Source organism: Streptomyces tamarix, from assembly GCF_032423885.1.
Lineage (GTDB): Bacteria > Actinomycetota > Actinomycetes > Streptomycetales > Streptomycetaceae > Streptomyces > Streptomyces tamarix.
Window position 1 is genome coordinate 1 of the sequence record NZ_JAWCTQ010000031.1, and the last position, 16,649, is coordinate 16,649.

Here is a 16,649-nt window from a genome sequence, read left to right on the forward strand (position 1 = left end):
GCGGACCTCGTCGGCGTCCGGCAGCAGGTCCGTGATGAGCGTCCAGATCGTCTTCGCGTCCGTCCGCACGAGCCGGAACGGGCTCGCCGGGGTGAGCCGCTCGGCCGGGAGGGGCTCCTCCGGCAGCTCGCGGAGCCAGTAGCCGAGCGGCCCGCAGTCCCAGACGGCGAAGCCGCGGCCCTCGACGCCCTCGCGGCCGTCCTGGCGGCCGTGCCAGGCGGCGGTCATCCGCCAGCTGCACCGCAGCTCCGACACCAGCTCGGCCAGGAGGGAGAGGGCCGGCTCGGCGAGCGCGCCGCCCGCGGCCAGCGCCCGCCGTACGGCGGCGCGCTCGTCCTCGGCGCTCCGTCCGGGGCCCGAGGCGGCCTCCAGGGCGGCGAGGGCGGCCTCGACCCCGGCGACGGTCGTCTCGACGGCCGTGAGGGCCGTCCCGCGGGCGGCGGGCGACTGCCGGAGGTTCACCATGTCGGCGAGCTTCCACACGAGCGTCTTCGGCTCGACGAGGGAGTACTCGGCCTCGGCCTCGCCCGGCCACGCCTCGTGCGCGACGACGTGCTCCTCGCCGATGAGCATGCCGTGCTGGAGCTTGCCCTGGCGGCCGCCCGCCTCCAGGGAGATGACCACGCCCGGCGCGAGGAAGGTCTGCACGAGCGGCAGGAGCGCGTGGAGGAGCCGTCCGTCCGCGGTGACCAGGCCGCTGTCCTCGACCTCCTTGCGCGCCGCGGCGAACTCCTCGTCCACCGGCCGGCCGGCCGCCAGCTCGGAGAGCACGATCAGGTGCTCGTCGGTCAGCCGGAAACGGGACCGGGAAACGTCAAACGAAGGCATACACACTCACTTGGTAGTCGGGGCCGGTGCGGGAACGTCACCGCGCGGCGGGCCGGACGGGGCCGTCCGGGACGCGTCAGTACGTCGCCTCCGCCCAGAAGCTGAACATCCTCTTGAAACCGGCCCGCACGGCTCCCCGCCGCGTGAGGACCGACCGGTCGACGCCGGCGAACAGGGCCGCGAGGGCGAGGTCGGCGGGCAGCACCCGCCCCGCCGCCTCCACGGTCAGCCTCCTGCCGCCCCCGATGCCGGACTGGCGCACGGTGACGACGACCCCGGGGTCCTCGTCGTCGGCGAGCCGCGCCAGCCGGTACGCGCGCTTGGTGAGGGCCGTCAGCCGGTAGTCGTCGCCCAGGTACCGCAGTCGCAGGGAGCGGCCCCGGTGGGTGACGGCCCACCGGTGCCGGTCCATGGCGGCGAGCCGGCCGTCGACCCGGCACGTCGCGCGGTTCAGGGTGGGCATGGCGACCAGGTCCGAGAGCAGGCCGCGGGTCTCGAACCTGGCGGTGGGGATGCCACCACCGCCCGCCTCGGTCACGATGACGCCGGAGGCGTGCGGGAGCGCCGGCCAGACGACGTGGACGTCGCCGAACTCCGGGGACGTGCCCCGCCAGCCGTACTGCGGCCGGCCGCCCGGCTCGCGGCGCTTCTCGTACGCGAGCGTGAACGGGGTGATGGTGGTGTGCATGTCTCCCTCGTCAGTCGAACGGGTTGAGGGCGCTACCGAGCTTCTTCGCCCCGCTGGCGATGCCGTCCCCGAGGTCCGAGGCCTTGTCGCCGATCCAGTCTCCCGCCTTCTCCAGACCGTCCCCGATGGCCTCGCGGTTGTCCCAGATGAGGCAGCCGCCGTAGACCAGGCCCGTACCGATGGCCGCGCCGACCGTGACCGGGTTCGGGGCGACGGCGAGGGCGGTGAGCGAGGCGTTGAAGGCCGTGCCGCTGAGGTCGGTGGCGAACTTCGACGGGTTCGCCTTGATCATGTCCATGTCGTACGTGGCGAGGTTGGCCACGCCGAACGCGGTGGCCGCCGCGCCGCCCACGACACCGGCGCCGCGGAGCCAGCCCGCGGCCTTGGCGGCGTTGGCGAGGCCGCCCTGCTGGGCGACGCGCGCGAGGTTGGCCTCCGCCGCGGTCGGGATGAAGAACCGGCCGTTCTTCATGTACCCGCCGAGCGCCGCCGCCTCCTCCGAGCCGGTGAGGGCGGAGACGAGGCCGGGCGGCAGCCTGCTCCAGACGCTGCCCGACTGGGCGAGCATCATCCGCTCGTTGATGCGGCTCGTCAGGAACGTGCCCGGCGCGGTGATCGTCTTGCCGTTCTTGAGGTACTGGAACAGCTTGAAGCCGCCCTTGACGGTCGTGCCGAGGGCCAGGGCGAAGGCGCCGGCCGTGACCGTCCCCTTCTGCACGCCGGCGAGCAGGTCCGCGAGCTGCTTGTTGCCGGTCAGCTTCTCGACGCCGTCGCGCTGGATGCGCGCGAGCCAGTCCTCCAGGGTCTCGCCGTCGCGCATCGCGAACGAGGCGAGGTCCATGCGGTCCTGGCGCTGCTTGTCGTCCGCCTGGGCGACCGCCGCGGCGTTGCCGTTGAAGCCGCCGGCGGTGCCGTCGCCCTTGCCGCCGCCGGAGTCCTTGACGACCGCTTCGAGGTCCTTCTGGAGGTCCTTGTCGGCGTCGTCGACGGCCTTGACGCACGCCTTGATGTAGTCGGCCCAGGACTGCTCGCTCTCGCGGACGCCCTTGGCGTAGTCGGGGTCGTCGCGCAGGGCGTCGCGCTGGGCCTGGGTGGCCCGTTCCAGGTCGAAGGAGACGTTGCCCTGCTCGGAGACCTTCATGCCCTCCTTGACGGCGTCGGCGCGGGCGGTCTCCAGCCGCTTCTTCAGGTCGGTCAACTGCTGGTGGGCGTTGCGCAGCAGCGTCGCCGTGGCCTTCGCCTGGGTCTGCGCGGCCTGGTATTCGTAACGCGTCGCGGCGAAGTTCAGGGAAGCCGCGTTCGCGCTCTCGCCCTGCCAGGTCTCCCCGAGCGTGATCTTCTGGACGCTGTCCCGGTACCGCTTCTCGACCTTCCCGAATTCCTCGGCCATCGACTGCCACTTCTCGGCGGCGGCGGACAGCTTCCCGAAGTCGGTCGTCATGACTTCGTGATACGTCAGCATGCTGGTTCCCGGCTCAGTTGTACTCGGCGAACGGCGACTTGACCTGGCGGATCCTGCTGCCGCGGTCGGCGTCGACCCCGCCGAGGGTGGTGACGGTGCCGCGCAGGCCGTCGCGCTCCTTGCTCAGCCGGCCCATGAGGGTCTTGACCTGACCCTCCCACGTGGTCTGCACCTTCTTCAGGGCGGTGCCCGTGGCCCAGCCCCCGAGGGCGCCGGCGGCGCTGTTGGTGGCCTCGTCGGCGTGCTTGCCCGCGGTCTGGGTCTTGGTCAGCAGCTCGGTGTCGATGGTGTTCGCGGCGGCGTTCTTCTCGGCGGGCGTCGAGGCGAGCTTCCCGCCGCCACCCCCCGAACCGCCCTGGTCCGCGGGCAACTGGTTCAGGCGCATCGACGCGTCGTGCCGCTCTGCCGCCTCGGCCCGCAGCTGGGCCCATTCCTCGTCGAACCCCATGGTGCGCCAACCCCCGATGCTGGTGATCGCGATTTCGAGTCGCATTGTATGTACGGCACCGTAAGGCACCCGGGAGCGATCACGCAGGGGGGCCGCCCGTGGTTCCCGCGGGGCAACTCGACCGTACGCCGCGGGAATTGCGGATCTGTGGGGGGCCCGTGGAGAAGATGGAGGAATTGCCGGGCGCCGGTGCCGGACCGCCCGCCCCCGGGCCCGTACGGCGGGGGCCGCGCCGCCGCGCCGGGGGGCGGGTCGCCGGTGGCGGGGCCGGACCCCGGTTCCGTACCGCCCCCGCCCTTGCATATGGTCTATTCAGTTAGAGGGACGACTGAATAGACCAGAGGCGGAGGACAGGGGTACCGGCATGAGCGACACCCCCGGCGCGCGGCTCCAGGCGCTCTTCGAGGGCCACCGGCTGACGCCGACACAGCGGCGGATCGCCCACTGGATGGTGCGGCGCGCCGCCGACGTGCCGTTCCTGTCCAGCGTGGAGCTGGCCGAGCTGGCCGGGGTCAGCCAGCCCTCCGTCACCCGCTTCGCCGTCGCCCTCGGCTTCGACGGCTACCCCGCGCTGCGCCGGTACCTCCGCGAGGTCGCCCCCGCCGAGCCGGCCCGCGCGGGCACGGGCACGGGCGGCGCGCCCACCGGGGAGACCGCGGCCAACGAGTACCAGCAGGCCGTCCACGCCGAGATCGAGAACCTCCGCCACCTCGCGGAGCTGCTCGCCGACCCCGCGCCCGCCGAGCGGGCCGGCCGGCTGCTCGCCGCCTCCCGCCCCCTGCCCGTCCTCGGCCTGCGCGCCGCCGCCGCCCAGGCCCGCGGCTTCGCGTACTTCGCCGCCAAGGTCCACCCGGACGTCCGGCTGCTCGACGAGGGCGGCTCGATGCTCACGGACCGGATCGACACCGCCGTACGGGCCGGGGCCACCGCCCTGCTCTGCTTCGCGCTGCCCCGCCACCCGCGCGAGGTCGTCGACGCCCTGGAGTACGCCAGGGCCGCCGGGCTGACCGTGGTGACCGTCGCCGACTCGGCGTTCGCGCCGGTCGCCCGCCACAGCGACCTGCTGCTCCCGGCCGCCGTCGGCACCGCCCTCGCCTTCGACACGGCGTGCGGGCCGATGCTGCTCGGACGGGTGCTGCTGGAGGCGATGTGCGACGGGCTGCCGGACGCGCAGGCGCGGCTGGAGGAGTTCGACGCGCGGGCCGCCGCGCGCGGGCTGTTCGTCGAGTAGCGCGGGGCCGGTTCTCTCAGGGAACTCTCACGGACCGCCTGTACCCTGCCCGGCGCACACCCGCATCGCAACCGAGGCAGAAGGAGGACGGGACGTGGCGCGCGGAGGGCAGGCGCTGGCGAGAGTGGCCGTGGCGGTACGGGCCGGGGCGGCGCCCCTGTGGTGGTCGGGGATCCTCGGGGCGGCCGTGGGGACGCTGCCGCCCGGACTGACGGGGCGGCGCGTCGGCCTGCTCGCGGGGGCCGCGCTGTTCCTGATCGCGGCCGCGGCGGTGTTCCTCGCCCGGCGCGGCCGGTACGCGAAGCTGGCCGCCGGCGCCGTGCGGGCGGCCCGCGCGGACATCCTCCAGGACCGGGCCGTGACCGCCCGCAACCGGCGGCGCGCCCGCCGCTGGTGGCTGTTCCCGGCGTTCCCGGTGGCCGTCGCGTCGTCGTTCGCGGTGCCCGCGGCGGTGGGGCTGCTCATCGCGGGGCTGGGTGCCGGGCTGTGGCTGAAGGCGGTGTGGATCGGCCGCCGCGAGGTCGCCGAGGACCGGCTGCTGTGGGTCTGCGCCGACCAGCTCGCCAAGGGCGGCGGCCCGGCCGGCCGGCAGGTCACCGCGTACCGGACGACGGGCATCGCCGCGGGCGACGCCGCACCCGGAGGGGCGCGGCGCCGCTGACGGCGGGGTGCGGGGGCGCCGGGGCGCCGGGACACTTGGCGCGGCGCCGGGACGCCTGGCGCGGCGCCGGGACGCCTGGCGCGGCGCCGGGACGCCTGGCGCGGCGCCGGGACGCCTGGCGCGGCGCCGGTCAGACCTCCAGTTCGCTCTCGATCCTCCTGAGCTGGTGGCGGGCCATCGCCAGGTTCGCCCGGTTCTTGTCGAGCGCGAGGTAGAGGAACAGGCCGCCCGCGCCGCGCCCCTTGAGGAGCCGGATCAGGTGGTACTGGGTGCCCAGCGTGATCAGGATGTCCTCGATCTCGTCCTGCAGGCCGAGCATCTCCATGGTGCGCACCTTCGCGCGCACCACGTCGGTGTTCCCGGCGGCGGCGACCGTGAGGTCCAGGCCCTTGCCGCCGCCGACCGTGCCGAGGGCCATGCCGCTCGTGTAGTCGACGAGCGCCGCGCCCAGGGCGCCGTCGATCACCGTGGTCGCTTCCTTGAGTGCCGTCTCCGCGTTGGCCATGAACGCGCACTTCCTTTCCGGGTGGATGAGCGGGGGTGGGGGCGGGCCGGGTGTCCCGGGCCGCCGGGGTTCGTCAGGGGGCGAGGTCGGGGCGTTCCAGGGCGCCGTCCACGAGTTCCGCGATGCGCGCGCCGGAGCGGCGCCCCTCCAGGTGGAGCCGGCCGACGTTGACGCGGTCCTCCGCGAGGAGCGTCAGCACCGCCGCGCCGCCCGCCGCGTACGTCGCCACGTAGCCGTGCTCGCCGCGCACCAGCAGCTCGCGGAACCCGCCCCGTCCCGTCGCGTCGGTCAGCCGTACGGCGATGCCGAGCGCGGCCGCCGTCAGCGCGGCGACGCCCTCCGGCTCCACGTCCCCGGTGTCCTGGGCGAGGACCAGCCCGTCGACGCTGGCGACGAGCGCCCCGGTCACCTGGGGGACGCGCGCGCGGAGCCGGCGCAGCTCCCCGAGCACGTACGGTTCGGCCGTCATCAGTTGTCTCCTCTCGGCGCGCTGCCGCAGGGCGCGCCTCATGACGCGGACCTCATGAGGGCAGGGGGGCGGAGCGGGTGGTCACAGGCGTGCCTCCAGGGCGTCACGGACTCGGCGGAGCAGGGCGATGTCGGGGGGACCGGCCGCGGGGGCGGCGCCCGGCGGTACGGGCGCGGAGCCGGGGCCGGCGCCGGGGGCGGGGTCCGGGAGGGGGGTCTCGACGAGTCCGGCGGCGGCCAGGCGCCGCACCTCCAGCAGGGTGTGGAAGGCCGGCCGGCCCAGGATCCAGGCGAGCTGGGCCGGGGTGCGGACGCCGTCGGCGCGGGCCAGCAGGGCGCGACCGCGGGCGGTGACGCTCTGGCCGGGCGCGGCGGGGCGGGGGACGACGGGGGCGGTGTCGAGGGCGGGGTACGGCCAGACGCTGTCGAGCAGTTCGCGGCGGCGCAGGGTCTCCCGCTCCACCGCGGCGGCCGGTACGGGGCGGCCCGCGCCCGCGTGGCGGGGGTCGGCGCCGTACCGGAAGCGGGCCGGGCCGCGACCGGGCGCGAGCGCGAAGAACGCCGCGTCGAACAGGGCTCCCAGCCGGCAGATCTCGCGCTCGCCGGCGCCTGTGCGCACGGCGCGGACGCCGTGCGCCCGGGCCGCCGAGAGGCGGTCGCTGCCGCCGGCCAGCAGCACGTCGAGGCCGGGTGCGACGGGGCTCTCGGCGTGCACGACCTGGCCGTCGACGAGGTGGAGGGTGCCGAGGTCGCGTACGAGCGCGCCGGTCGCCCGGTCGGCCGCGAGGCGCCGCAGCAGGGGGGAGACGCCGCCGGTCATCACAGCACCAGCCGCTCGGCGAGGTCCCGCAGGCGTAATCGGGCGAGGGCCAGGTTGCCGGTGGTGCGGTCGAGCCACAGGTGCAGGAAGAGGCTGCTGTCGAAGTTCGTGGTGACGAAGCGGAGCACGTGGTAGCCGGTGCGGGTGGTGACGATGAGGTCCTCGACGGGGGCGGTCCCGTCGTCGCCGGGGCCACCGCCCGGTCCGCCGCCGGGGTCCGGGGCGCCGCCGGGGTCCGGGGCGGGGGCGAACGACTCGTACTCGGCCGCCGCGCGGGCCAGTTCGGCCGCCTCGGCGGCGCTGGTCTCGTGGTCGCCGACCGGGGACTCGCCGACCGTGCCGAGGGCCAGCCCGCTGGTCCAGTCGACGAGGGCCGCGCCGCGCGCACCCGGCAGGGCCATCGCTTCCAGCAAGCACTCGTCGATTCCGGGCACGCGGGCTCCCCTCCCATGGCGCGGTCGCGGCGACCTCGGTAGCGGAGAGGTTACGCAACGCACCACCTCTGGGCGGGACTTCTGGCATTTTCCTTTGGAACGTGCTCCCGCGCGGTAGGCTCCGCCACCCCTCCCGCACCGGACCGCTACTCCCGTACCAGCGCGTCCCTCCGGTCCCCGCCCGACTCGGCGACGATCTCCGCGAGCGGCTGCGGCGGTCGCACGGTGGTGAACCGCACCGTCCCGTCCGGCCGGACCGCGTACCCGTACGCGCCGGGCCGGGGCAGGGAGTTGTACGCGTAGTGGTGGGCGAAGTAGTACGCGCCGGTGTCCAGCGCCGCCACCACGTCGCCCGGCGCGAGCCGCGGCAGCGGCCGGGCCACGGCCAGCAGGTCGCCGGCGAAGCACGCCGGCCCGGCCACGTCCTGCTCCACGGCCGGACCGTCCTTGGGCCGCCCCCCGGCGTCGTACGCGGCGATGCGCAGCGGCCAGGACGCCGGGGCGTACACGGTGCGGGTGGCGACCTGGACGCCGGCGTGCGTGACGGCGATGGGCCGCGCACCGGACGTCTTGGTGTACTCGACGCGGGCGAGCACCGTGCCGTGCTTGGCCAGCAGCGACCGGCCGAACTCGGTGACCAGCCCGTACCGCCCGTCGAACAGCCCCGGCACCTCGGCGGCGAGCAGCCGCGCGTACGCCCCGTACGTCGGGACCTCCTCGTCCGACGCGAAGTTCACCGGGAGCCCGCCGCCGATGTCGATCGTGTCGACCTGCCGCCGGCCGGCCGCCGCGTTGATCTCCTCGGCGAGCTCGTACACGGCGCGGACCCCGGCCGCCATGCGGTCGAGCGGGACGCCCTGGGAGCCGGAGTGGGTGTGCAGGCGCGTCAGCCACGGGCGGTCCAGGAACGCCCGCACGATCCACTCGCGCGCCCCGGCGTCGCGCAGGCCGACGCCGAACTTGGACGTGTCGGTGGCGGTCGACATGGCGTCGATCGTGCCGCCGCCGACCTGGGCGTTCACCCGGAGGCCGAGGGGCGGGGGCGGGGCGGCGGGTCCCGTCGCCGCGGCCGGGAGGAGCGTGTCGAGGCGGGCCAGCTCCTGCGGGTTGTCGACGTTGACGGCGATGCCGAGGGCCAGTGCCTCCCGCAGTTCGGCGGTGGTCTTGGCGGGCGAGTCGAGGACGGTCAGGTGCGGCGGGACGCCGGCCGCGCGCGCCAGGGCCAGCTCGCCGGGGCTCGCGACCTCGACGCCCAGCCCCTCCTCGTACAGCAGGCGCAGGACGGGCACGAGCGGGGACGCCTTGACGGCGAAGGCGTGCAGCACGGGCGCCCCGGTGACGGCGGCGAAGGCGGCGCGGAGGGCGGCGGCGGAGGCGCGGACGCCGGCGGTGTCGAGGAGGGCGACGACGGGTTCGGATTCGGAGAGCAGCGCGTGCTCGACGGCTGCGCGGACGGCCTGATCGCGACGGTCGGAAGCCATGCCCCCCAGCCAAACACCCGCAGCGCGGCCGCGCAGCTGTTGACTACAACTATTCAGGCGCGCAGGATATGAATAACTCACTCACAGAGGTGGCCGCCGCCCCGGTGGCCGCAGGTCGAGCGCCCGAGGAGGCACCCCCATGTCAGGACAGTCAGGACCCCGACCCGTACGGGCCCCGCGCGGTACGGGACTGAGCGCCCTGGGATGGCAGCAGGAGGCCGCCCTGCGGATGCTGCAGAACAACCTCGACCCCGAGGTCGCCGAGCACCCCGACAAGCTCGTCGTCTACGGCGGCACGGGCAAGGCGGCCCGCGACTGGCGCTCCTTCGACGCCATGGTCCGCACGCTGCGCACCCTGAAGCAGGACGAGACGATGCTCGTCCAGTCCGGCCGCCCGGTCGGCGTCATGCAGACCCACGAGTGGGCCCCCCGCGTCCTGATCGCCAACTCCAACCTGGTCGGCGACTGGGCGAACTGGGAGGAGTTCCGTCGCCTGGAGGCCCTCGGCCTCACCATGTACGGGCAGATGACCGCCGGTTCGTGGATCTACATCGGCACGCAGGGCATCCTCCAGGGCACGTACGAGACGTTCGCCGCCGTCGCCGCGAAGAAGTTCGGCGGCACCCTCGCCGGGACGATCACCCTGACCGCCGGCCTCGGCGGCATGGGCGGCGCCCAACCGCTCGCCGTCACCATGAACGACGGCGTCGCCCTCTGCATCGACTGCGACCCGCGCGCCATCGAGCGCCGCATCGAGCACCGCTACCTGGACGTGCGGGCCGACTCGCTCGACCACGCCCTCCACCTGGCCGTCGAGGCCCGCGACGCACGCCGGCCCCTGTCGATCGGCGTCCTCGGCAACGCCGCCGAGCTGGTGCCGCAGCTCCTCGCGATGAACGCCCCCATCGACATCGTCACCGACCAGACCTCGGCCCACGACCCGCTGTCGTACCTGCCGGTCGGCGTCGCCTTCGACGACATGGCGACGTACGCGGCGAAGGACCCGGCCGGGTTCACCGACCGCGCGCGGGAGTCGATGGCCCGGCACGTCGAGGCGATGGTCGGCTTCATGGACGCCGGCGCGGAGGTCTTCGACTACGGCAACTCCATCCGCGGCGAGGCGCGGCTCGCCGGGTACGACCGGGCGTTCGCCTTCCCCGGCTTCGTCCCCGCGTACATCCGCCCGCTGTTCTGCGAGGGCAAGGGCCCGTTCCGCTGGGCGGCCCTGTCGGGCGAGGCGTCCGACATCGCCAAGACCGACAAGGCGATCCTGGACCTGTTCCCGGAGAACGAGTCGCTGGCCCGCTGGATCAAGATGGCCGGTGAGCGCGTCCACTTCCAGGGCCTGCCCGCCCGCATCTGCTGGCTCGGCTACGGCGAGCGCGACCGCGCGGGCGAGCGCTTCAACGACATGGTGGGCTCCGGCGAACTGGCCGCCCCGCTCGCCATCGGCCGCGACCACCTCGACTGCGGCTCCGTCGCCTCCCCGTACCGGGAGACCGAGGCGATGCGCGACGGCTCGGACGCCATCGCGGACTGGCCGCTGCTGAACGCCATGGTCAACGTCGCCTCCGGCGCCTCCTGGGTCTCCCTCCACCACGGCGGCGGCGTCGGCATGGGCCGCTCCATCCACGCGGGCCAGGTCACCGTCGCGGACGGCACGAAGCTGGCCGGCGAGAAGATCCGCCGGGTCCTCACCAACGACCCCGGCATGGGCGTCATCCGCCACGTGGACGCGGGCTACGACCGCGCCGACGAGGTCGCCACCGAGCGCGGCGTCCGCGTCCCCATGCGGGAGGAGGCGTGACCGACGGCCGCCCCGCCGAGGAGCGGCGCACCGCGGGGCGGCGGGATCCCGCCCGGGTCGAACCGGACCGGGACCCCGCGGGAGCGCGGGCGCGGCGGGAGGCCGCCGCCGGCGCGGCGGCGCCCCGCGCGGGCACGTCGTTCCACACGATGTGGGCCGACCTGCGCGGCATCGGCCGCGACGCCGGCTCCGGCGGCTACCGCCGCTACGCCTGGACCGGCGCCGACGCCGACTGCCGCACCTGGTTCCAGGAGCAGGCCGAGGCCCGGGGTCTCGCCTACGAGACCGACCGCAACGGCAACCAGTGGGCCTGGCTGGGCGACCCGCACGGCACGGACGCCGTCGTCACCGGCTCCCACCTGGACTCCGTCCCGGACGGCGGCGCGTTCGACGGCCCCCTCGGCGTCGTCTCGTCGTTCGCCGCCGTCGACGAACTCCTCCGCCGCGGCGCCGCCCCCACCCGCCCCCTCGCCGTCGTGAACTTCGGCGACGAGGAGGGCGCCCGCTTCGGCCTCGCCTGCGTCGGCTCCCGGCTCACCGCCGGGCAGCTGACCCGGGAGGCCGCCCACGCGCTGCGCGACGGCGACGGGACGAGCCTGCCCGAGGCCATGGAGGCCGCCGGGTACGACCCGTCGGCCATCGGCCCGGACCCGGAGCGGCTGGCACGCGTCGGCGCGTTCGTCGAACTGCACGTCGAGCAGGGGCGGGCCCTGGACCTGTCCGGCGACCCGGTCGGCATCGCCTCCGCGATCTGGCCGCACGGCCGCTGGCGGTACGACTTCCGGGGCGAGGCGAACCACGCCGGGACGACCCGCCTCGCGGACCGCCGCGACCCGATGCTGCCGTACGCCCAGACGGTCCTGGCGGCCCGCCGCGAGGCGGAACTGGCGGGCGCCGTCGCCACGTTCGGCAAGGTCGCCGTCGAGCCGAACGGCGTCAACGCCATCCCGTCCCTCGTCCGCGGCTGGCTCGACTCGCGCGCCGCCGACCAGGCGACGCTCGACACGGTCACGGCCGCGGTGGAGGCCGCGGCGCGGGAGGCCGCCGACCGGCAGGGCGTCGACCTCACCGTCGTACGCGAGTCGTTCACCCCGGTCGTCGAGTTCGCGCACGCCCTGCGCGACGAGCTCGCGAAGCTCCTCGACCGGGGCGGCGACCGCCCGGTGCCGGTCCTGGGCACGGGCGCCGGACACGACGCGGGCATCCTGTCCGCCTCCGTCCCGACCGCGATGCTGTTCGTCCGCAACCCCACGGGCGTCTCGCACTCCCCGGCCGAGTTCGCCGCCGAGGACGACTGCGTGGCCGGCGTGCACGCCCTGGCCGACGTCCTGGAGGGCCTGGCATGCCGATGACGACGTACTGGCTGGAACACGCCTGGCTGGGCGGCGCCGTCTCCTCCGGCGTCGCCCTGGACGTGGCGGACGGCAGGATCGCCGCCGTCCGCCCGGACACGGCCACCCCGCCCCCGGGCGCCACGCCCCTGCGGGGGCTGACGCTCCCGGGGCTGGCCAACGCCCACAGCCACGCCTTCCACCGGGCCCTGCGCGGCCGGGTCCAGGCCGGCCGCGGCACCTTCTGGACGTGGCGGGACACCATGTACCGGGCGGCCTCCCGGCTCACCCCCGACACGTACCGCGCCCTGGCGACGGCCGTGTACGCGGAGATGGCCCTCGCGGGCGTCACCGCCGTCGGCGAGTTCCACTACCTGCACCACGCGCCCGGCGGCACGCCGTACGCCGACCCCAACGCCATGGGCGAGGCGCTGATCGCCGCCGCCGGCGACGCGGGCATCCGCATCACCCTCCTCGACACGGCCTACCTGTCGTCCGGCTTCGGGGAGCCCCCGAACGAGCACCAACTGCGCTTCTCCGACGGCACCGCCGACGCGTGGGCCGAGCGCGCCTCCGCCCTGAAGGACACGGGCACCGACGGCGTACGCGTCGGCGCCGCCATCCACTCCGTACGCGCCGTCCCCGCCGACCAGCTCGCCACCGTCGCCGACTGGGCGCGCGACCGGGAAGCCCCCCTGCACGTCCACCTCTCCGAGCAGCCCGCCGAGAACGAGGCGTGCCTCGCCGCGCACGGCACCACCCCGACCCGGCTGCTGGCCGACCGGGGCGCGCTCGGCGAGCGGACCACCGCCGTCCACGCCACCCACCTCACCGAGGAGGACATCGCCCTCCTCGGCGGCTCCGCCACCGGCACGTGCATGTGCCCCACCACCGAACGCGACCTCGCCGACGGCATCGGCCCGGCCGCCGCCCTCCAGCGCGCGGGCAGCCCCCTGTCGCTGGGGTCCGACAGCCACGCCGTGATCGACCTCCTGGAGGAGGCGCGCGCGATGGAGCTGGACGAGCGGCTGCGCACCCGCACCCGCGGCAACTGGACCGCCGCCGCGCTGCTCCGCGCGGCGACCGCCGACGGGCACGCCGCGCTGGGCCGGCCCGACGCGGGCCGCCTGGAGGCGGGCGCGCTCGCCGACTTCACGACGATCGCGCTGGACACCGTCAGGACGGCCGGGCCGCCACCGCGTCTGGCAGCCGAGACAGCGGTATTCGCCGCGTCGGCCGCGGACGTGCGGCACACGGTCGTGGGCGGTCGCCACGTCGTACGGGACGGGGCCCACGCCCTCGTACCGGACGTGCCGCGGGCGCTGCGGGACGCGATCGCCGCCCTGCACGACTGACCCGGCCGAAGGAGAACTCCCGCACCATGAACAGCGGCAACGAACCCACGAACAGCGCCCCCGCGACCGCGGGCCCCGACACGACGAACAGCGCCGTCGCCCCGGCGGCCACCGCGGCCACGCTCATCACCAACATCGCCGGCCTGGTCACCAACGACCCCTCCCTGGGATGGGGGTCCCCCCGCTCGAGCAAGTTCGAGAACGGGGGAGGAACCCCCCTCGGACTGATCCGGAACGCGGCGGTCGCCATCGAGGGCGACCGCGTCGTCTGGATCGGTGAGGCCAGCAAAGCACCCGCCACTGACAACCGCGTCGACGTGGGCGGCCGGGCCGTCGTCCCCGGCTTCGTCGACTCCCACTCGCACCTCGTCTTCGCCGGCGACCGCACCGCCGAGTTCCACGCCCGCATGTCCGGCCGGCCGTACGAGGCGGGCGGCATCCGCACGACGGTGGCCGCGACCCGCGCCGCGACCGACGCCGAACTGGAGGCGAACCTCACCCGCTACCTGCGGGAAGCGCTCCGCCAGGGCACGACCACCTTCGAGACGAAGTCCGGCTACGGCCTGACCGTCGAGGACGAGGCGCGGGCGCTGCGCATCGCGGCCCGCCACACCGACGAGGTCACGTACCTCGGCGCGCACGTCGTCCCCCCGGACCACGCCGACGACCCGGCCGCGTACGTGGCCCTGGTCACCGGGGAGATGCTCGACGCGTGCGCACCGCACGCCCGCTGGATCGACGTGTTCTGCGAGGAGGGCGCCTTCGACGGCGACCAGGCCCGCGCGGTCCTCACCGCCGGCATGGCCCGCGGCCTGCACCCGCGCGTCCACGCCAACCAGTTGTCGTACGGGCCCGGCGTGCGGCTCGCGGTGGAGCTGGACGCGGCGAGCGCCGACCACTGCACGCACCTGACGGACGAGGACGTGGACGCCCTCGCCAACAGCTCGACCGTCGCGACGCTGCTGCCCGGCGCCGAGTTCTCCACGCGCGCCGAGTGGCCCGACGCGCGCCGCCTGCTGGACGCGGGCGTGACGGTGGCGCTGTCCACGGACTGCAACCCCGGCTCGTCGTTCACCTCGTCGATGTCGTTCTGCATCGCCCTGGCGGTACGGGACATGGGTATGACGCCCGACGAGGCCGTGTGGTCCGCGACGGCCGGAGGCGCGGCGGCCCTCCGCCGCACCGACATCGGCCGCCTCACCCCCGGTGCCCGCGCCGACCTGGCCGTCCTGGACGCCCCGTCCCACGTCCACCTCGCCTACCGGCCGGGCGTCCCGCTGGTCACCCGGGTCTGGCGCGCGGGCGTCCCCGTCGCCGTGTGACGCACGTCACGCGCCGCCTCCGATGAGTCCGGGGGCGGCGCCCGGTCCACCCCCCGACAGCACGCGCACGGCGGCGGGAAGGACCGGAGATGACGCAGCAGGCACAGGCACAGGCACAGGCGCAGCGGCAGGCGGAGGCGCGGGTGAAGGGCCCCGCGAGCTACTTCCCGTCGATCGAGAAGAAGTACGGCCGTCCGGTCGCACAGTGGCAGGACCTCATCCGCTCCTCCCCGCTCACCCGGCACATGGAGCTCGTCGCCTGGCTCAAGTCCGAGCACGGCCTCGGCCACGGCCACGCCAACGCCCTGGTGGCGCACACCCTCGCGGAGCGCGGGTGACCGCCCGGCCCCACCGCGGCGGGAGGACCGCCCGGGCGAGGCGGACGCGCATCACGCACGGGACGCGCCCGTCCGGTCCGGCGAGCGGCTCCAGCAGCACCCCGCCCCGCACCCCGGGCCGGGCGACCCCCCGGGCCCCGCGGGAACGCCCGAGGCCCCCCCGGTGACCCCCGGGCGTTCGGCGTGGCGCCGCCGGAGGAACGCCTCCTGCCGCACGCCCGTCGTCATGGCCCCGCCCCACCGGCCCGCGACCCGCGCCGCCCCGGCTCCGCCGCACGCGCGCCGGAACCGCCGTACATGCCCGGGCCCCGCGGGAACACCCGAGGGCCCGCCCCCGGACGCGGGGACGGGCCCTCGGGCGGGAGGCGGGTCACTCCTCCACGGTCAGGCCCTTGCGGAGCTTCGCGAGGGTGCGCGTGAGCAGCCGGGACACGTGCATCTGCGAGATGTTCAGCTCCTCGCCGATCTGCGACTGGGTGAGCCCGGCGACGAACCGCAGCGAGAGGATCTCGCGGTCCCGCGGCGACAGCGACGCGATCAGCGGCTTCAGGGACTCGATGTACTCGATGCCCTCCAGGCCGTGGTCCTCGTAGCCGATCCGGTCCGCCAGGGCACCCTCGGAGTCGTCCTCCTCGGGCTGGGCGTCCAGCGAGCTGGCGGTGTAGGCGTTGCTCGCCGCCATGCCCTCGACGACCTCGTCCTCGCCGATGCCGAGCTTCTCGGCGAGCTCCTTGACGGTCGGGGAGCGGTCCAGCTCCTGGGCCAGCTCGTCGCCGGCCCTCGCCAGGTCGAGCCGGAGCTCCTGGAGGCGCCGCGGGACGCGCACCGACCAGGACGTGTCGCGGAAGAACCGCTTGATCTCACCGATGATCGTCGGCATCGCGAAGGTCGGGAACTCGACCTCGCGGCTCAGCTCGAAGCGGTCGATCGCCTTGATCAGACCGATGGTGCCGACCTGGATGATGTCCTCCATCGGCTCGCTGCGCGTCCGGAAGCGGGAGGCGGCGAACTTCACCAGGGCCAGGTTCAGCTCGACCAGGGTGTTGCGGACGTACGCGTGCGCGGGGGTGCCCTCCTCAAGGGCCTCCAGCCGGGCGAAGAGCGTCTTGGAGAGCGCTCGCGCGTCGAGGGGGTCGACCTCGTCGTACGGAGGGATCTCCGGGAGGTCCCGGAGGTCGGACGGATCGATCGTGCGAAGGGATGTTGCCGACGCCGCGTACGGGGTACGCGTTTCGTCGAGCCGGGGTGACATGGTTGTCCTCCATCGTTCTCGGCATATGGCCGCCGATGCCCATACGTCGGATTACGGTGTGCGGCGCCTCCAAAGCCGGCCGTGTCGGGGGGTTGCCCTACTAGCCCTACCCGGTACGCCGGTGCCGGTGCAAGTGGGGGGGGGAGCTATGTCTTTTATCCCGTATGTACCCTTTACGGGGACCTCCGACTACCCGCGGGGGCGAATTCGTCGTAGGG

The 16,649-nt window shown here is 75.0% G+C and carries 17 protein-coding genes; 7 read left to right on the top strand and 10 right to left on the bottom strand.

Annotated features, from left to right (window positions below):
- From RND61_RS22140 to RND61_RS22155, 4 genes are all read right to left on the bottom strand, one after another.
- On the bottom strand, positions 1-828 hold an 828-nt coding region (locus RND61_RS22140), incomplete at its 3' end, for a histidine kinase (RefSeq protein WP_315879789.1).
- A 76-nt stretch (positions 829-904) separates the two neighbouring features.
- Positions 905-1,516 (bottom strand): hypothetical protein, encoded by a 612-nt coding sequence (locus RND61_RS22145; RefSeq protein WP_315879790.1) that lies wholly within the window; start codon positions 1,514-1,516, stop codon positions 905-907.
- Positions 1,517-1,526: 10 nt separating this feature from the next.
- The gene (locus RND61_RS22150) at positions 1,527-2,957 is read right to left on the bottom strand and encodes a hypothetical protein (RefSeq protein ID WP_315879791.1); all 1,431 of its coding nucleotides are present in this window, start codon (positions 2,955-2,957) and stop codon (positions 1,527-1,529) included.
- Positions 2,958-2,991: 34 nt separating this feature from the next.
- A complete protein-coding gene (locus tag RND61_RS22155; RefSeq protein WP_315879792.1) occupies positions 2,992-3,471 on the bottom strand; it encodes a hypothetical protein in 480 nt (159 codons plus the stop codon).
- A gap of 319 nt (positions 3,472-3,790) precedes the next feature.
- Here RND61_RS22155 and RND61_RS22160 point away from each other — a divergent pair, with 319 nt between their 5' ends.
- Together RND61_RS22160 and RND61_RS22165 are read left to right on the top strand one after the other, a co-directional pair.
- Positions 3,791-4,657, top strand: a complete 867-nt coding sequence (locus RND61_RS22160; protein ID WP_315879793.1) for a MurR/RpiR family transcriptional regulator — start codon at positions 3,791-3,793, stop codon at positions 4,655-4,657.
- Between the two features lie 94 nt (positions 4,658-4,751).
- Entirely contained in the window at positions 4,752-5,318 is a 567-nt protein-coding gene (locus tag RND61_RS22165; RefSeq protein ID WP_315879794.1) for a hypothetical protein, read from the top strand.
- Positions 5,319-5,448: 130 nt separating this feature from the next.
- Here the strand turns inward: RND61_RS22165 and RND61_RS22170 are convergent, their stop codons facing one another.
- The 5 genes from RND61_RS22170 to RND61_RS22190 all read right to left on the bottom strand — a co-directional run bounded on the left by RND61_RS22170 (position 5,449) and on the right by RND61_RS22190 (position 9,026).
- Positions 5,449-5,823 carry a hypothetical protein gene (locus RND61_RS22170; RefSeq protein WP_315879795.1) on the bottom strand — a complete coding sequence of 125 codons (375 nt, stop codon included), beginning with the start codon at positions 5,821-5,823 and terminating at the stop codon, positions 5,449-5,451.
- Between the two features lie 73 nt (positions 5,824-5,896).
- Entirely contained in the window at positions 5,897-6,334 is a 438-nt protein-coding gene (locus tag RND61_RS22175) for a roadblock/LC7 domain-containing protein (RefSeq protein ID WP_315879796.1), read from the bottom strand.
- Between the two features lie 39 nt (positions 6,335-6,373).
- Positions 6,374-7,111 (bottom strand): transcriptional regulator, encoded by a 738-nt coding sequence (locus tag RND61_RS22180; protein WP_315879797.1) that lies wholly within the window; start codon positions 7,109-7,111, stop codon positions 6,374-6,376.
- Positions 7,111-7,545 (bottom strand): hypothetical protein, encoded by a 435-nt coding sequence (locus tag RND61_RS22185; RefSeq protein WP_315879798.1) that lies wholly within the window; start codon positions 7,543-7,545, stop codon positions 7,111-7,113. Before RND61_RS22185 ends, RND61_RS22180 begins: the two co-directional genes overlap by 1 nt.
- A 146-nt stretch (positions 7,546-7,691) precedes the next feature.
- The gene (locus tag RND61_RS22190) at positions 7,692-9,026 is read right to left on the bottom strand and encodes a diaminopimelate decarboxylase (RefSeq protein ID WP_315879799.1); all 1,335 of its coding nucleotides are present in this window, start codon (positions 9,024-9,026) and stop codon (positions 7,692-7,694) included.
- A gap of 139 nt (positions 9,027-9,165) precedes the next feature.
- Between RND61_RS22190 and hutU the strand changes: the two genes are divergently transcribed.
- The 5 genes from hutU (at position 9,166) to RND61_RS22215 (ending at position 15,179) form a co-directional block, all read left to right on the top strand.
- On the top strand, positions 9,166-10,833 hold the full coding sequence (hutU, locus tag RND61_RS22195; RefSeq protein ID WP_315879800.1) for a urocanate hydratase: 1,668 nt from the start codon (positions 9,166-9,168) through the stop codon (positions 10,831-10,833).
- 149 nt (positions 10,834-10,982) lie between these two features.
- A complete protein-coding gene (locus tag RND61_RS22200) occupies positions 10,983-12,185 on the top strand; it encodes an allantoate amidohydrolase (protein ID WP_315879852.1) in 1,203 nt (400 codons plus the stop codon).
- The gene (locus RND61_RS22205; protein WP_315879801.1) at positions 12,176-13,519 is read left to right on the top strand and encodes a formimidoylglutamate deiminase; all 1,344 of its coding nucleotides are present in this window, start codon (positions 12,176-12,178) and stop codon (positions 13,517-13,519) included. The genes RND61_RS22200 and RND61_RS22205 overlap by 10 nt, the downstream gene beginning before the upstream one ends.
- A 26-nt stretch (positions 13,520-13,545) precedes the next feature.
- Entirely contained in the window at positions 13,546-14,841 is a 1,296-nt protein-coding gene (hutI, locus tag RND61_RS22210) for an imidazolonepropionase (RefSeq protein ID WP_315879802.1), read from the top strand.
- A gap of 89 nt (positions 14,842-14,930) precedes the next feature.
- The gene (locus RND61_RS22215) at positions 14,931-15,179 is read left to right on the top strand and encodes a DUF4287 domain-containing protein (RefSeq protein ID WP_315879803.1); all 249 of its coding nucleotides are present in this window, start codon (positions 14,931-14,933) and stop codon (positions 15,177-15,179) included.
- Between the two features lie 370 nt (positions 15,180-15,549).
- Here RND61_RS22215 and RND61_RS22220 read toward each other — a convergent pair whose 3' ends face one another.
- Positions 15,550-16,431 (bottom strand): RNA polymerase sigma factor SigF, encoded by an 882-nt coding sequence (locus tag RND61_RS22220; protein ID WP_315879804.1) that lies wholly within the window; start codon positions 16,429-16,431, stop codon positions 15,550-15,552.
- Positions 16,432-16,649: the final 218 nt, after the last annotated feature.

Excerpts from the sequence above, each read along its gene's own strand:
- RND61_RS22175 (WP_315879796.1), bottom strand. The coding sequence starts at position 6,334 with ATGAGGCGCGCCCTGCGGCAGCGCGCCGAGAGGAGACAACTGATGACG.
- hutU (WP_315879800.1), top strand. The coding sequence starts at position 9,166 with ATGTCAGGACAGTCAGGACCCCGACCCGTACGGGCCCCGCGCGGTACG.
- RND61_RS22215 (WP_315879803.1), top strand. The coding sequence starts at position 14,931 with ATGACGCAGCAGGCACAGGCACAGGCACAGGCGCAGCGGCAGGCGGAG.
- RND61_RS22155 (WP_315879792.1), bottom strand. The coding sequence starts at position 3,471 with ATGCGACTCGAAATCGCGATCACCAGCATCGGGGGTTGGCGCACCATG.
- RND61_RS22160 (WP_315879793.1), top strand. The coding sequence starts at position 3,791 with ATGAGCGACACCCCCGGCGCGCGGCTCCAGGCGCTCTTCGAGGGCCAC.
- RND61_RS22150 (WP_315879791.1), bottom strand. The coding sequence starts at position 2,957 with ATGACGACCGACTTCGGGAAGCTGTCCGCCGCCGCCGAGAAGTGGCAG.
- RND61_RS22145 (WP_315879790.1), bottom strand. The coding sequence starts at position 1,516 with ATGCACACCACCATCACCCCGTTCACGCTCGCGTACGAGAAGCGCCGC.
- RND61_RS22200 (WP_315879852.1), top strand. The coding sequence starts at position 10,983 with ATGTGGGCCGACCTGCGCGGCATCGGCCGCGACGCCGGCTCCGGCGGC.
- hutI (WP_315879802.1), top strand. The coding sequence starts at position 13,546 with ATGAACAGCGGCAACGAACCCACGAACAGCGCCCCCGCGACCGCGGGC.
- RND61_RS22170 (WP_315879795.1), bottom strand. The coding sequence starts at position 5,823 with ATGGCCAACGCGGAGACGGCACTCAAGGAAGCGACCACGGTGATCGAC.
- RND61_RS22180 (WP_315879797.1), bottom strand. The coding sequence starts at position 7,111 with ATGACCGGCGGCGTCTCCCCCCTGCTGCGGCGCCTCGCGGCCGACCGG.
- RND61_RS22190 (WP_315879799.1), bottom strand. The coding sequence starts at position 9,026 with ATGGCTTCCGACCGTCGCGATCAGGCCGTCCGCGCAGCCGTCGAGCAC.
- RND61_RS22220 (WP_315879804.1), bottom strand. The coding sequence starts at position 16,431 with ATGTCACCCCGGCTCGACGAAACGCGTACCCCGTACGCGGCGTCGGCA.
- RND61_RS22205 (WP_315879801.1), top strand. The coding sequence starts at position 12,176 with ATGCCGATGACGACGTACTGGCTGGAACACGCCTGGCTGGGCGGCGCC.